Genomic DNA, 14,663 nt, shown 5'->3' with positions numbered 1-14,663 from the left:
CTGTCACGTGACCCGCATCCTTATCTCAGTGGGTGATCGGCGGCTGATTTCGGCTGCGTAAGTGGTCCAGTCGCCGCTGCTGGCGCGCTGCCAGGTCGCGGCGACGCTGATGTGGATTCCCAGGGTGCGCGCCAGCACGGCGGCTGGCAGGTCGGTGGCGAGTTGAAACAGGGCGGCGGAACGTGCGCGGCTGGCTTGGATGCCGAGTTGACGGAGTCGTTCGGCCATGCGGAAGGCGCTGAGGTGGCGGCCGGGCTGCCCGCCGGGGAATAGCCATCGCGAGCTGCGAGGGCGGCCGACGGCGGCGTGAGGTGATCGGGTGGAGACCAGGGCGCGGATCAGTCGGTCTAGCGGTGCTGGGATCAGGATCGGCTCGTGTCCGAGCCGCAACCGGACGCTTTCGTCGGTGAGTTCGATGTCATCAATGGTCAGTTCGCTTATGGCGGCGGCGGTTTGGGCATAGAGCAGCACCAGCAGGGCAGCGACACGGCCGGCGGTGTCGATCGTGTCGTCGTGTAGCAGCCAGCGTGCTTGTTCCCAGCGGGTCTCGGTGTCGATGACGCCGCTGGGGCCGTCCCATCGTTGGGCGGCGTGCTCGACTCGGGTGAGCCTGTTTCGGCGTGCCCAGCGCACGAAGTTGCCGCTGTCGCGACGCTGGCCGGCGGCGGCGCTGGTTAGCCACCGGTCGAGATCTCCCTGTCGGGCAGTGGCAAGCTTAAGGTTATGCGCGGCAAGCCAATCCAGTAGGGCAGCTGCAGATCTGATGGAGCGCTTGGCGGCGCGGGCTTGCCCGTAGGTGGTGTCGGTGTCGCCGACGCGGGCACGCAGGCGGCGGATGACGTGCCAGACGGCGTAGCGGTGCAGCAGGCCGCGCTCCTCGGGATCGACGCGTTCGGTGATGAGGGCGGCGGTCCAGCGCTGCAACCGCAGCATCTGTTCGTCGCGGTGTGGCAGGGTGCCGATCGCGACCAGGACGCTGCGCAGGTGCTCGACCGGCTTGCCCGCGGGCAGTTCGTCGAGCGTCTCGTGCGACAGCACGCGCTGACCGGCCTCTAGCTCGCGCAAGATGGCGGGACCGCCGCCGTTATCGAGCCATACCGCGGCCGTGTTGGGACGTTCGACCGCGACCAGGGCCTCGTAGAGGTCGCACAGGTCGGGGCGGATGTCACCGCGGGCGTCGCCGAGCAGCTCGCGCAGCCGCTGCTGCACGTTGCAGCGGGCGCACCGGCTCGTATACCGGCGGCCGCGTTGACCACATCCGGGACAGGTGCGCCAGAAACCGGACTCGTCACGAACGCATTCGGCGCAAAGCGGTTCGGCCAGCGTGCCGCCGCGGATAGGGCGGAACTCGCCGCACGAAATACATTGGGCCCACCGCTTGTGGCAGGCTTCGCACCACGGGCGGCCGGTGGCAATTGAAATCGTGCTCGGCGCGGTCCGTCCGCAGATCGCGCATTCGGCGATCGTCGGCGGGCGGCAACTGGCGCAGCGTGGTCCGTCCTCGCAGCGGATACTAACCGGTCGGCGGCGGCCGCAGTCCACGCAGACTTCCTGGTTGATCGGATCGGTGACCAGGCAGCTCGGACACACGGGTTGGCCCTGTTCGTCACGGGTGGCGGCTTCGCGAAGCGCGCCGCAGCGAGCGCATGGTTGGGCACGGGACTTGGCGGTGCAGCTGCGGCATAACCACTTTCCGCCGATAGGCCGGTGCAGGTGGATGATTCGACCACAACCGGGGCAGGCCGGGTGGACAATGCCTTTCGCTCCGGCGTCCCCGAGCTGGTCGATCAACCGCAGCACCGCAGGATCAGACGCCTCGGCACCGGCGCCGGTCAGCAGGGCGGGTCGCTGCTGCAATGCCCACGCCAATCGGTATCGGCGTCCGGCACGCGGCACCACCGCCTCGATTGCCGCGTTGATCTCCTCACCCGACAAGCTCGGGTCTGCTCGCCTCACGACGTCGACGATGAGCGGCGTCGGATCCCGCCCGTCATCGGGCAGGCATCGTGAACACCTGGGTCGGCCGTCGCGGTCGCGAAGGTAAACCGGCCTGCTCGAGCCGCATATTGTGCAGGGTTCTCGTCGAGGACCGCACTTCGCGCAATACCAGTCATCCCCGCGTCGCTGCAGGGTGTGTAGATGCTTGCCGCAACCTGCGCAAACCGGAGACGAAATATGCATGGCGCCAGCCGCATTCAGCGCGATCAGCAGCTCACCAATCCCACGTGGCGCTGGCGAGCGCCCGTCGGTCAACACTGCGGGCCGGTCCAGCAATGCCTGGGCGAGGCGGCGCCGTTTCGCTCGTCCACCGGCCATCGCCTCGACCAGTCCGATGACCGTGCGTCGATCCAGCCCGGGCTTTTCGCCAAGCACCAGATCGACGATGACCCCGATCGGGTCGGCGAGCACCTCAGATGCGAATGTCTTTGGCATTGCTTAGCTTTCAATGCCGCTGATGCGAGCGCGTTTTGGCCGCAGTCCGCCCAGACCGGCGTCGGCGCCGCCAGCGGCACGTTTCTTGCGCGTCGGCGCGGCTGCGGCGACCGGTTCGATCAGCTCGTCCATCCGGCAGTCCAGGACGTCCAGCAGCGCCATCAGAATATTCAGGCTCAGCCGCTCGGGTCGCTCGACGACGAGCCGATAGACCTGGCTGGACGACAGATGGATGCCGCGTTGCGCCAACGGCTCTATCAGGTCGGTGGTGCTGAACATCTCGCGTGCAGCCATCACCTGACGCAGGTGCCATCGGTAGTCGAGTTTGCGGGCCATCAGGACTCCTTGCCGCTCGTGGGGTCGGGCGCCGTGTCGAACGCCGGCGCCAGGGCTTTGCGCAGCGCGGTGTTCATGAAGTCACCGGACACGTGGGTGTAGATCGCGGTGGACGTATCGCAGCGATGCCCAACGGCCTCCTGGATGAATCGTCGGTCAACGCCCTCCTCAGTAAGGTGCGTCACCCACGAATGCCTAAGGCTATGTGGACTAAGGGTTTTCGGTAGCCCGAGCGCGTCACGGTATGTGACGAAGCGGGCGTTGATCTCTGCCGGGGCGATGCGACCGCCACGTTCGGTCACCCACAGTGCCGGATGGTCCTCGCACCCGAAACGGGGCCTGATGTTGTCGACGTAGTCGGCGACCGCTTCCACCGCCCACCCCATGACCGACGGCACGTTGCGTCGCCGCGGCGGTTGCCCGCGCACCGACTTGCCATAGCGCACATGCAGCATCCCGAACCGGCCGAACTCCGGCACCGCCGGGTTACGGCCCCAGTCAACTACATCCAGCTTCGCCGTCTCGGTCCGCCTCAGGCCCCACCCATACACCACTTTGAATAACGTCGCATCCCGGTAGGCGGCCAACGCGCCCTTGCGTTTCGCGCACACCGCACGCTCAACCTGGTCGTCGGCGTAGTCGAGAAACCGCTGCAACTCCTCGCGGGTGAATGGCCGGGCCTCTGGGTTGCCCTCGTAGCCATTGAGGTGCTCTATCGTGTTCCACTCATGGCAGATCGGCACCGGATGCACACCCGAACCAAACTCCTGCTCGCACACCGCAACCCAGCTATAACGGCCGTCGCACAAATACTCGCTGAACAATCGCAGCTCGGTCTGATAGCCGCGAATCGTCGAAGGTGCCAGATGCGACTCCGCCATCAACGACTGCGTCCACTCGTCGACATGACCCGGCAGCCAATGCCACGGGTACTCGTTAGTGAACGTCGCAAACCGGCGCACCAACCGCTCCCGCGGCGCGATGGTCTCCTCCCGCAAACCACGCGCAACCTGCTGGGCACGCCATCCGCGCAACATCGCCTCCAGCACAGCGTCTTCCGGACGCAACTGCACAACTCCGGAGACCAGCTCCAGATGCGCCGACCCAGCCAGATCTGCCCGCACCACGCCGCCTCCAACCTGAATCCCCGCAACCGTCCGGCGAAAGGATCATGCATCCAACGGGCGCGATATGCAAGCAATGCAGGTGGGACGCCCTGTCCTGTAGGCGACATGACACCATAGCCAGATCTGCTTCAGCAGGCGACCAGCGGAGACGCGCCCGTCTGATGCAATTTCTGATAGTTCCCATACCCGGGTGTCGTTGGGCGGGTTGATGGCCGAACAGGCGAACAGAGCACCCGAGGAAGAATGCTTCCTCTTCGAAGATCGGGTCCACACCAACGCGGCGGTTCATCACCGTATCGACGACGCGGTGCACCGCCTGATCGCCGTCGGTATCCGTCAGGGAGCCCATATCGGTGTGTTGATGGACACCAGCCCCGCCGCCGTGACCGCGATCGCGGCACTGTCGCGGCTCGGCGCGGTGGCTGTGCTGCTACCGCCGGACGATGACCTCGCCGCCGCCGTCCAGCTGTGCGAAGTGGCCGACATCGTCACCGACCCACACCATCTGGCGGCGGCCACCGCGACCGGCGCCAGGGTACTGGTCCTGGGTCATGGCCGCACCGCGGACCTCTGCCGGACGGAGTCGGACCGGGTCGTCGAACTGGACGACCTCGATCTGTCCGGTGCGCCGCTGCCCCGCTGGTATCGGCCGAACCCGGGCCGGGCAAGTGATCTCGCCTTCGTGTTCTTCAGCACGACGGGAGGACGCCGGGTGGTCAAGGAGATCACCAATCATCGGTGGGCGCTGTCGGCCTACGGCACGGCCACTGCCGCCGCGCTCGGCTGCGGTGACACGATCTATTGCCTGACCCCGCTGCACCATCCGTCGGGTCTGATGGTCGGCCTCGGCGGCGCGGTCGCCGGCGGGTCGCGCATCGCCTTGACCCGGGGCATCGACCCGACGCGGTTCGCCGACGAGGTGCACCGTTACGGGGTCACAGTGGTGTCCTACACCTGGGCCATGCTGGGCGAACTGGTGGAGGCGGCGTCGCCCGAGCTTGCAGAACATCATCCGATCCGCCTGTTCATCGGAGCCGGAATGCCGATCGGGCTGTGGCAGAAGGTAATCGACCGATTCGCTCCGGCCCGCGTGCTGGAGTTCTACGCCTCTACCGAAGGGGATGCCGTGCTGGCCAATATCACCGGCACGAAGACCGGGGCCAAGGGTCGGCCGCTGCCGGGCAGCGCCGAAATTCGGCTCGCCGGCTACGACGCCGCGACGGGCCGGTTCAGCGAGGATGAACACGGATTCGTGCGGCCCTGTGCGGACGACGAGGTGGGCGTGCTGCTGGCGAAACCACGCTCCGGACTCGATGCCGCGATCGGGTCGATGCGCGGTGTATTCGCCGCGGGAGACACGTGGATCACCACGAACCACCTGTTTCGCCGCGACAGCGACGGCGACTACTGGTTCGTCGACAACAGGAACACGGTGATCCAGTCCGGGCGCGGACCCGTATTCTGCCAACCGATTTGCGACGCCCTCGGCGACATCACCGGGACCGACCTGGCCGTCGTCTATCCCGTTGCGACCGACACGCACGACGTCGCGGTCGCGGCCGTGACGCTGGGCAAAGACGGCGTCCTCACCGCTGCCGACTTGACCACCGCGTTGGGCGGCCTCCCCCGTCACCAGCGTCCCGCCATCGTCCACGTTGTCGACCGTATACCGCTCACGCCCTCCTACCGCCCACTGTCGACCGCACTGCAAGGGGCTGGGCTCCCGGCGCCGGGCGAAACAACCTGGTACCACGACCTCACCGACGGCCAGTATCGACAATCGGCCACGAGCCACGACGTCTAGGGCGTGTCTCCCAATTTTTCGACTGTTGACCAGCCAGGATTGGCTGGTGACGCGGATTGGTGTGATTTCTGACGAGTTCTGGGCGGTGGTTGAGCCGTTGATGCCTTCGCATGAGGGCAAGCGGGGCCGGAGGTTTGGTGATCACCGGTTGATTTTGGAGGGGATTGCCTGGCGGTTTCGCACGGGATGCCCGTGGCGGGACCTGCCCGCTGATTTCGGGCCATGGAAAACGGTGTGGAAGCGTCATCACCGATGGTCGCTGGATGGCACCTATGACGTGATGTTTGCTCAGGTGGCGCACGCCTTCGGGTTCGACGCCGAGATGGCCGGCGATATCGAGAAGCTGTTGTCGGTGGATTCGACGAACGTACGGGCGCATCAACATTCGGCGGGTGCCCGGTCGGACACGCTGGCAAAAGGGGGCCCTGTCGAATTACAAGAAATCCGCCGATGAACCCGACGACCATGCAATTGGGCGTTCGCGAGGCGGGCTGACCACCAAGATCCACACCCTGACCGATCAGCGCGAAGCTGTTGTCGCGGTCCGGTTGACCGCTGGCCAGGCCGGCGACAATCCGCAGTTGCTGCCTTTGCTCGACGACTACGACCACGCCTGCGCTGAGCACGGTGTGACCGGTGGCGACTTCCGATTGCTCGCCGACAAGGCGTATTCACACCCGAGCACGCGCACCGAATTACGTTCCCGAAGAATCAAGCACACGATTCCCGAACGCAAAGACCAGATCGCCCGGCGCAAGGCCAAGGGATCGGCCGGGGGTCGCCCACCGGCGTTCGACGCCGAGCTCTACGGTCTGCGCAACACCGTCGAACGAGGCTACAACCGGCTCAAGCAATGGCGCGGTATCGCGACCCGCTACGACAAATACGCCCTGACCTACCTCGGCGGTGTCCTATTGGCCTGCGCCGTAATCCATTCCCGCGTCGGAAACAACCAATTGGGAGACACGCCCTAGCCCCCAGGAACGAACCGCGGACAGCGAGTAGGCGGGCCATTCCAGCGGCGAGCCGGAGCAATGACCTTGCCCCGGCCCGGTTTTCAGTAACCCCGATCCTGTGAGGTCAACCGCGTCCAAGGCGGCGAACTGATCATCGGAGGCACACGAACGCGACCAAGCATGGGGCGCAACACATTAACCGCCGGGATCGACGCGGACTCGAGATTTCTTGCCGGTGCCGCACTCCACAAACTCAGATTTTGCATCTTCGAAACCCAGGGTCAACCACCGTCAAGGCCGGACCATCGAGCTTGGCGATTGCTTCTGTCAAGGTGCGTTGTTCCTGCCGGACCTGTTGTGTACCGCCGCAGACCAGGCACACCGTGCGATCGCAGCTCGAGGATTGTCCGAGATCCTTGCGGGTCGCGATGGGCTGTGGCGGACGGTGAGGCTGGTTTTGGACGGTTACCACCGCTGCCTCGAGGGTGCTCGCGGCGGGTAGCAAGCCCTGTGGATCACCGATGCGCAGCATCCGGGAGACTGCCTCACCGGGTACTAACGCCCAGCTTCTGCCGGCGCGCAAGCAGCAGACGGAGACCCTGTACAGCGCCGAGAAGCCCTGGCTGCCAAAGAAATCCACGTCACGCAGATCAAGGATCAGCCCGCGGCAACGTATTAGATGCCCTAGCGTGTACTCGGTCAGAATGTCAGCGTTGGATGCGTCGATGTCGCCGTGGGCGCTGATGACGGCTACCGACGACCTGAGCCGACGACTGACTAACCGTGCGGTGTGACCCTGCCAGGGCTGGGAAAGAAAGCCGCCCTCCGGCAGCACGGAGGGGGCGGGCGGAGTATTCATGGTGATCCCCGACATGCGGTTGCCACCGGTCTGTTCGGCACGAGCTACTGCTCTGAGAGGACAACAGCGGACGGCTGACCTCATCCCGGACTGGTTGAGAGTCTCAACGTGGTTGACCTTCCACCGCGCGAGAGCAATTGTCAAGCCTTGCGGATCGAGGCTTGGGAGTCGACACTTCGCCGCATCTCGGTTCTGATCAGGTTCTTCGGTTCGCCAGATCGGCAGCCGGCCCTGTGGTGGCGATGAAGTCGTCAAGGATGTCCACCACCGCTGTCGGGGACTCGACATGTGGGAAGTGCCCGACACCGGCCAGCACCTCAAGTCGACTGTTCGGCAGGGCGTCGTGGGCGGCGTAGCCGTGGGCGACAGGAATGATCCGGTCCTGCTCACCCCAAATCAGCAAGGTGGGTAATCCATCACTCAGATGGATCTTGCCGAGCGCACTAACCGCCTGGCCACGGTAATCCACCACCGAGCGCAACGTACGCAGGAACGCCTGCCTTGCTTGCCCATCCGACAACGACGAATACGCGTTCCACATCTCACCGGCGCGCGGCGACCGGATGCCGACCGACGACAGCCATGACCCCAGCTTATTGCCGACGTTCAACACCGGCTGCGGCGCGACCGCTGGCAGCACCAGCTCGGTGCCGGGCGCCGACAGGATCCGCAATATCCAGTTCACGTCGGGGCCGAGGCCACCGCTGCTGATGAGAACCAGTCGCTGGCAATAGTCGCGATGCTGATAGGCGAACTGCATGGCCACACCGCCACCGAGTGACTGACCGACCACCGTCGCCCGGCTGATGCCCAGTTCATCGAGCAGATCACGCAGCGACGCCGCGAACGCACCCAACGAATAATCACCGCGCGGCTTGGCTGATTCCCCGTGCCCCAACAGGTCCGGTGCCACCACCCGATACTTCTCCGACAGCTGAGGGATGACGGCCCGCCACGTCGCCGAACTTCCCGCCATCCCATGAATCAACAGCAGCGCCTCGCCGACCCCGGCCTCCCGGTAGGCAATACGCTCACCGTGCAGATCGACATAGTTGATCTCGCTCACGTGCACCGGCTTCCATCCAAAAGTGTTCCGGCATGCTGGCTCAACGGCATTAACGGTCGCTCTCCCGACTTCGTGTCGACACTAGCATAACCTACGGTGCCGTAGGTTACTGACGGGTAAACCACCGGCGGGTGAGGGCCTGATCGATGCCCACCCATTGCGCGTCTTGGTTGATGCGCGGGTCGGTACGGCGTTGGCGGATCGTGGCGATTGCCGTCTTGAGCCCGCGGCGTCGCCCCGTCGCTGGGTCGATGCCGGCGAAACCTGGCTCTAATTCGGTGAACATCCGCTCGCTACGGGTTTCCGGAGCGTCCTCGGCGGTGTCGCGCAGGTAGCGGTCGGGCAGCGACAGTTTGGCAATGGTGCGCCAAGCTTTTCCGTACTGCATCAGGAACGAGCCCGTGGTGTAGGGAAGGTCGTACTTGGCGCAGACCTGCCTGACCCGCACCGAGATCTCCTGCAGCCGGTTGCTGGGCAGATCGGGGTAGAGGTGATGCTCGATCTGGTGGCACAGGTTGCCACTCATGAACCGCAGAGTGGGTCCGGCGTCAAAGTTGGCGCTACCCAGCATCTGGCGCAGATACCACCGGCCCCGGGTTTCACCGACCATGTCGGTCTTCGCGAATTTCTCGGCGCCATCGGGGAAATGCCCACAAAAGATCACCGCGTTGGCCCAGACGTTGCGGACCACGTTGGCCACCACGCTGGCCTTCAGCGTCGATTTGTAGCTCGCCGCCGGCGACAGCGAGGTCAGCGCCGGGAACGCGACATAGTCCTTTAGCACCTGCCTTCCGGCCTTCGCGGAAAACTCGCGCACCCGCAGGCGGTTGATGTCGCGGTCCGGGCCGGCCTTGAAGACCTTGCTGAACTCGATGGACTGCAAGCCAATTCCCCACTCGAATCCCAGCGCGAGGATGGCGTTGAACAGCACGTTGCCGACGTTGAAGAGCTCCCAGGGCTGATCACGAGTAACTCGAAGGACGGTGTAGCCCACATCGTCATCCATGTCCAGGATGTTGGTGTACTTGTGGTGTTGGAAGTTGTGGCTGAAGCGCCAGTGTTTTGACGCCGCACTCATGTCCCATTCCCATGTCGAGGAATGGATCTCGGGATCGTTCATCCAATCCCACTGGCCGTGCGTGACATTGTGGCCGACCTCCATGTTCTCGATGATCTTGGCCAGGGCAAGGGTCACCGTTCCCGCCCACCACGCAGAGCGTCTCGAGCTACCGGCCAGCATGAGCCGGCCGGCAACCTCCAGGGCACGTTGCGCGGCGATGGTGCGGCGGATGTAGCGCGCGTCGCGCTCGCCACGCGAATCCTCGATGTCCAGCCGGATCGCGTCCAGCTCAACGCCCAGACTCTCAATGTCGGCGTCGGTCAGGTGGGCGAAGGCCGGGATGTCCGTAATAGCCATCGTTTGCTCCGTTCGTAGGCTCATATGTCGGGTTCCCAGCCCGTCGGCAACGAAGAACCGGGCTCACCGCGGCTGCTGCGGCCCACAAAGACCAGCACCAAGTCGGCCGGCGCGGCCGCTATGATTTGTTCCGAAAAGGCTGGGCTGCGGCCTTCAGCCGCAGATGATTAACCGTTTCGGCGGTTCCTTCGGGGTGGCGCACCCAGGTGTGCCCGGTGTCTGTGCGGGCGGTTCCAGTTTGTCTGCGCGTTCCCATTGTTCGTTGAGTTGGCCGCGGAGATCGGCTGCCTCGCGGCCACGAGCGGCGGCTTGTTGGGAGCGGGAGATTCGGCTGGCCGAGTCGGGTACCCGCTGAGAAATTCTCGCCAATTAGTAATCGGGCCCATTAGTAGTAGTGGCGTCGGCCGCCGACGGCGTGTCCCATCCGTCCCATCAGCATCAGAAGCAGGCCGACGACGAGGAGGATGACCCCGATGACCAAGCAAATATGGGCGTAAGCGAAGGTCGGGACGAGGGCAGGGAGGAGGAGCCCGAGGACGATAAGGATGATTCCGAGAACGATCATGACGTTTACCTAGTTTCTCTTTGGATGCCCGGAGAAAGATTGCCGGGCTTCAGTGGTTTGTTTGAAGGCGTCATTTAGCCTGGCCCCCGGCCGGTTTGGCGCTGCCATGTGCGATCGACGCTTCGCTGCCAGCCGGGAATTCCCGCGGTATCACCGCGACGGTTGGGATCTACTGACGTTGTAGTGGGTCATTTCCGTCCGGGTAGTGCTGGGCAGAGGCCGCCTCGGGTGAGCATGGCCATGGCGATGAGTGCGTCTGGGCTGTGGAATCCGTAGGCGCGTTTGGTTAATGCCCGCAGGTGGGTGTTGGTGGCTTCGGATCGGGCGTTGGACAGGCCGTGATCGAGCGTGTTCCAGATGAGGTCGCGGTAGCGGCGGATGCTGCGGGCCAGCGCGGCGAACTCGGGGATGCGTGAGTGCGACGCCCACGACAGCCAGCCGGCCAGCAGCTGCCGCCCGTGGGTGCCCTTGACCCGAAACACCTCGCGTAGTTGCTCTTTGAGCAGATACGCCCGGTAGAGGGTGCGGTTGGTGTCGGCGATCTTAGCGAGGCTGGTGCGCTGCTCGCAGGACAGGTCAGCCGGGTTCTTGCGGGTCGCCCACATGGCGTGCCGATCGGTGATCCCGGCGCGGGTCATGGTGCGTACCCGCACCTTGTCCAGTGCCTTCATGGCCCAGGCCACGACATGAAACCCATCCAGGCAAATCAGCGCCTGCGGCGCGCGGGCACGCACCAGGGCGTGGATCCATTCCGCCCCGTCGCAGCTGACGTGGGTGAGCAGCTTGGCCCGCTCGGCGCCGAGCTGATCGAAGAACCGGCCCAGCGTGTCCTGGTTGCGGCCCTCGCCGGCCCACACCAGCCGGCCTGTCGTGTGGTCAACCACGCACGTCAAGTAGCGATGTCCCTTGCGGTAGGCGATCTCGTCGATGCCGATCCGCGACAGTCCGGCGAGCAGGTCGTTGGTGTCGCGGCCATCGGCCACCACCCTGGTCACGATCGCCGCCACGGTGCGCCAGGCGATCTGCAGCAGCACCGTGAGCACACTCAATGCGGTGTGCGCGGCCAGCCACGCGCAGGTGTCCTCGAACGCCCAGGTGTGTTTGGCGCCCGGCCGCGCCCACGGCACATGCGCAACCACCACCCCATGCTCGCCGCATGCCACCCGCGGGGCCGCGGCCTGCAGATACGCCTTTGTGGTCCCCACATCCAGGGTCCGCCAGCGCCTGATCCCGTTCCCGTCCCGGCCCCCCGCGTCATAGCCCGGGCACCGCTTCCGGCACCGCGAGCACCGGCCCGCCTGCGACGCCTTGGGCCGCACCGAGAACACCAGAACTTCGGAGGTCTTCGGCTGCTTCCGACCCGTGGTCTCGGTCTCGATCGTCACGTCCTCGATCACCATGTTTTGGTCACCCAGACCGCTCGCCAATACCCTGGACATGCGCAACGCCGTAGCTCCTTCTCGCGGATTGAACCCTAGACAGTCCAAAACGTAAGCAGGACACGGCGTTGCGCCCAAATTCCCAGGTCAGCGAACCCACGACAACGTCACAAGAGCCGACGGTTGTTTCTCGGCCGTTTTCTCGCTCGGTCGCCGGCGTAGCGGTCCCCTGTGTGACAGGGTTAAGTGAGACAGCAGCAGTAGCCAATCATCGCTACAGGGCGAGACAGGATCACCATTTTCCGTGACTATGACGATCGCATCCCTGGAGGGGTGCAGTGATAATGACCAAGTGGACAACGTGCCCGATCCAGGTGCTCGGGCGCGGCGGCGCACGTTCACCGCCGAGTACAAGGCCCGCATCCTCGACGAGTACGACGCGCTGTCGGTGGGCTCGTCGGAGCGTGGTGCGTTGCTGCGCCGTGAAGGCCTGTACAGCTCGCATATCGCCGAATGGCGAAAGGCCCGTGATGCCGGTGCTCGGGAGGGTTTGTCGGCGAAGGGCAAGCCGAAGCGCAGCGCTGAGCAGGTCGAGTTGGACAAGCTGCGGCGGCGCACCACGCAACTGCAGGCTGAGCTGGATCGGACCAAGCTAGCGCTGGAGATCACGGGAAAAGCACACGCGCTCTTGGAGATGCTCTCCGAGAGCGCGGATTTCGAGCCGAAGTCCAAGCCGTGATCGGCGAGCACCTGCCCGACCTGGAGGCCGCAACCAGCACCAAACGGGCGTGCGAATTGCTGGGTGCATCGCGGGCCACGCTCCACCGCCACCGCAACCCACCACCACGGCCGGCACGGCGGGTGCGGCCCGAGCCACTGAATAAGCTCACCGAGGCCGAACGCCAGCAGATTCTGACGGTGCTGCGCTCAGAGCAGTACTGCGATCTGGCGCCGGCGCAGGTGTGGGCGCGACTGCTTGATGATGGTGTCTACCTGTGCTCGATTCGCACCATGTACCGGCTACTGGCCATTGCCGGGGAGAACCGCGAGCGGCGTCGCCAGCGCACCCATCCGGCGCGCAAGAAACCCGAGCTGATCGCTAACGCACCAAACCGGGTCTGGTCCTGGGATATAACGAAATTGCAAGGGCCACAACGGGGTATCTTCTATCAACTCTATGTGATTATCGACATCTTCTCGCGCTACGTCGTCGGCTGGATCATCGCAGAAGTTGAGGACGGTGAGTTGGCCAAAGCATTTATCGCCGACACCATGGCCCGTCACGGCATCGCCCGCGGCCAGTTGGCCTTGCACGCTGATCGCGGCACCTCGATGACCTCCAAGCCGGTCGCCCAGTTGCTGATCGACCTGGGGGTGGACCGCAGCCACAGCCGCCCGCACGTGTCCAACGACAATCCCTACTCGGAGGCTAATTTCAAGACCCTCAAGTACTGCCCGGCGTTCCCGGGCCGGTTCGGCTCGATCGAAGATGCCCGCGCCTTCTGCACGACATTCTTCGATTACTACAACCATGAGCATCGCCACAGCGGCGTGGGCCTACACACCGTTGCATCGGTGCACTACGGCACCGCAAACGAGATCCAGGCCCAACGTGCCGCCACGCTGGATGCGGCCTACGCCGCTAACCCCGCTAGATTCCGGCACCGGCGGCCCGCTCCACCGAAGCTGCCCACCGTCGCCTGGATCAACCAACCAACCCCGGAAGCACTCATCAAATCCGCGTAAGAAACTGTCTCACCGACCTTGACACGTTCCGGTCGACAGACCGACGGGCACGGGCTCGGGTGAACGCGGAGTTGGCGGTCCCTCCGAATTCCGGGCTAACGAGGGAATGAGCGACATGTGCATGCTGTCTCGACCGAAATGGGTAGACATCGGAATGTGCGGCGCGAGCAAAACGCTCATCAAGTTCAGCGGCGTACAGCCAAACTCGTTTCCGGACTGGCTGAAGGACTCAGCAACAACAACGTTACCCCTCTGGGGAACCCGCGGCCAGTTGCCTGCCGAGTGCGGTGCGGCCGCGATGTTGCGCGGTGGTGATTGTCGATGCGCAGCCAAAATAGGCGGATCCTCCGTTTGTTTCAGCGGCAGCGACGGCAGTCGCCGTAGCCGACGCGCGCGTCAGACCCGCTCGACTGTCTTGCCATTGCCGCACCCCTCTCCCCTTACACATCGTCAACTAAATGTCGCCCAGACAGCGGCCCTTTCGGTCGCAACGATGTAGAATTACGGCGCATGTTAATGGGGTTCACATATGGTCGCACCGATGTGGCGGGGACTGGACTTCTAGCATCAGGATCAGAGGCATCGACCTGATCGTCATCCTTGGATTAATTGTTCTGCTTGGCGCGGTGATCGTAGGTTTTACCGGGGTGCTGACCAATGCGGGAGCTGCTCACCGCTTGACCGAGGATTTCGCCGTATTCGGCTTTCACTTGACCGGATCGACCGGCACGTTGTTTCTCTTCGGGATCGTGATCGGCGCGGTCGCGATGCTCGGGCTTTGTGTGTTGCTGGCCGGTGCCCGGCACACCGCGACTCGGGGGCAAGACGCTCGACACGAACTCAAAAGGTCGCAACGCGAGTCGGCGTTTCTAAACCGCGATCGTGACCGACAGCTCGAACGCCAGCCTGGATTTTTCATCGAATGTGGAGCTCAGGGGTGTCGTTAACGTGAAAGGTGCACTGCCGCAAGGATAA

10 protein-coding genes and 2 pseudogenes are annotated in these 14,663 nt (G+C 64.4%); 4 read left to right on the top strand and 8 right to left on the bottom strand.

The window, feature by feature from the left end:
• Positions 1-3 precede the first annotated feature (3 nt).
• Genes AB8998_RS13215 through AB8998_RS13205 form a run of 3 tightly spaced genes read right to left on the bottom strand, consistent with a single transcriptional unit; the run spans position 4 to position 3,806 of the window.
• The gene (locus AB8998_RS13215) at positions 4-2,433 is read right to left on the bottom strand and encodes a hypothetical protein (RefSeq protein WP_369736419.1); all 2,430 of its coding nucleotides are present in this window, start codon (positions 2,431-2,433) and stop codon (positions 4-6) included.
• Positions 2,434-2,436: 3 nt separating this feature from the next.
• Entirely contained in the window at positions 2,437-2,769 is a 333-nt protein-coding gene (locus tag AB8998_RS13210) for a helix-turn-helix domain-containing protein (protein WP_369736420.1), read from the bottom strand.
• A complete protein-coding gene (locus tag AB8998_RS13205) occupies positions 2,769-3,806 on the bottom strand; it encodes a tyrosine-type recombinase/integrase (RefSeq protein WP_369741376.1) in 1,038 nt (345 codons plus the stop codon). Before AB8998_RS13205 ends, AB8998_RS13210 begins: the two co-directional genes overlap by 1 nt.
• A 280-nt stretch (positions 3,807-4,086) precedes the next feature.
• Here AB8998_RS13205 and AB8998_RS13200 point away from each other — a divergent pair, with 280 nt between their 5' ends.
• Both AB8998_RS13200 and AB8998_RS13195 read left to right on the top strand, forming a co-directional pair.
• Entirely contained in the window at positions 4,087-5,700 is a 1,614-nt protein-coding gene (locus AB8998_RS13200) for an AMP-binding protein (RefSeq protein ID WP_369738345.1), read from the top strand.
• Positions 5,701-5,746: 46 nt separating this feature from the next.
• Positions 5,747-6,674 (top strand): annotated as a pseudogene (locus AB8998_RS13195) (IS5 family transposase).
• 235 nt (positions 6,675-6,909) lie between these two features.
• Here the strand turns inward: AB8998_RS13195 and AB8998_RS13190 are convergent.
• From AB8998_RS13190 to AB8998_RS13170, 5 genes are all read right to left on the bottom strand, one after another.
• The gene (locus AB8998_RS13190; protein WP_369738344.1) at positions 6,910-7,530 is read right to left on the bottom strand and encodes an STAS domain-containing protein; all 621 of its coding nucleotides are present in this window, start codon (positions 7,528-7,530) and stop codon (positions 6,910-6,912) included.
• 181 nt (positions 7,531-7,711) lie between these two features.
• Positions 7,712-8,581, bottom strand: a complete 870-nt coding sequence (locus tag AB8998_RS13185) for an alpha/beta fold hydrolase (RefSeq protein WP_369738343.1) — start codon at positions 8,579-8,581, stop codon at positions 7,712-7,714.
• A gap of 106 nt (positions 8,582-8,687) precedes the next feature.
• Positions 8,688-9,998: a fatty acid desaturase family protein gene (locus AB8998_RS13180; RefSeq protein ID WP_369741555.1), complete on the bottom strand. Its 1,311-nt coding sequence runs from the start codon at positions 9,996-9,998 to the stop codon at positions 8,688-8,690.
• Positions 9,999-10,383: 385 nt separating this feature from the next.
• On the bottom strand, positions 10,384-10,563 hold the full coding sequence (locus AB8998_RS13175) for a DUF6131 family protein (protein WP_369738342.1): 180 nt from the start codon (positions 10,561-10,563) through the stop codon (positions 10,384-10,386).
• A 188-nt stretch (positions 10,564-10,751) separates the two neighbouring features.
• Positions 10,752-12,008 carry an ISL3 family transposase gene (locus AB8998_RS13170; protein ID WP_369736942.1) on the bottom strand — a complete coding sequence of 419 codons (1,257 nt, stop codon included), beginning with the start codon at positions 12,006-12,008 and terminating at the stop codon, positions 10,752-10,754.
• A 244-nt stretch (positions 12,009-12,252) separates the two neighbouring features.
• Here AB8998_RS13170 and AB8998_RS13165 point away from each other — a divergent pair.
• Positions 12,253-13,688 (top strand): IS3 family transposase gene (locus AB8998_RS13165; protein WP_369737985.1). Its coding sequence is split into 2 segments (ribosomal slippage): positions 12,253-12,613 and positions 12,613-13,688, totalling 1,437 coding nucleotides; the frame shifts between segments, so codons are not numbered across the junction.
• Positions 13,689-14,275: 587 nt separating this feature from the next.
• Positions 14,276-14,587, top strand: a pseudogene (locus AB8998_RS13160) (hypothetical protein); the annotation flags it as partial.
• Positions 14,588-14,663 lie beyond the last annotated feature (76 nt).

This window comes from Mycobacterium sp. HUMS_12744610 (genome assembly GCF_041206865.1).
GTDB lineage: Bacteria > Actinomycetota > Actinomycetes > Mycobacteriales > Mycobacteriaceae > Mycobacterium > Mycobacterium servetii.
Note: the sequence above shows the minus strand (reverse complement) of the source record. Positions and strands in the feature narration are given on the sequence as shown.

Bases quoted from the DNA above. Each gene is read 5' to 3' on its own strand.
- AB8998_RS13215 (WP_369736419.1), bottom strand. From the start codon at position 2,433: ATGCCAAAGACATTCGCATCTGAGGTGCTCGCCGACCCGATCGGGGTC.
- AB8998_RS13210 (WP_369736420.1), bottom strand. From the start codon at position 2,769: ATGGCCCGCAAACTCGACTACCGATGGCACCTGCGTCAGGTGATGGCT.
- AB8998_RS13205 (WP_369741376.1), bottom strand. From the start codon at position 3,806: ATGTTGCGCGGATGGCGTGCCCAGCAGGTTGCGCGTGGTTTGCGGGAG.
- AB8998_RS13190 (WP_369738344.1), bottom strand. From the start codon at position 7,530: ATGTCGGGGATCACCATGAATACTCCGCCCGCCCCCTCCGTGCTGCCG.
- AB8998_RS13180 (WP_369741555.1), bottom strand. From the start codon at position 9,998: ATGGCTATTACGGACATCCCGGCCTTCGCCCACCTGACCGACGCCGAC.
- AB8998_RS13175 (WP_369738342.1), bottom strand. From the start codon at position 10,563: ATGATCGTTCTCGGAATCATCCTTATCGTCCTCGGGCTCCTCCTCCCT.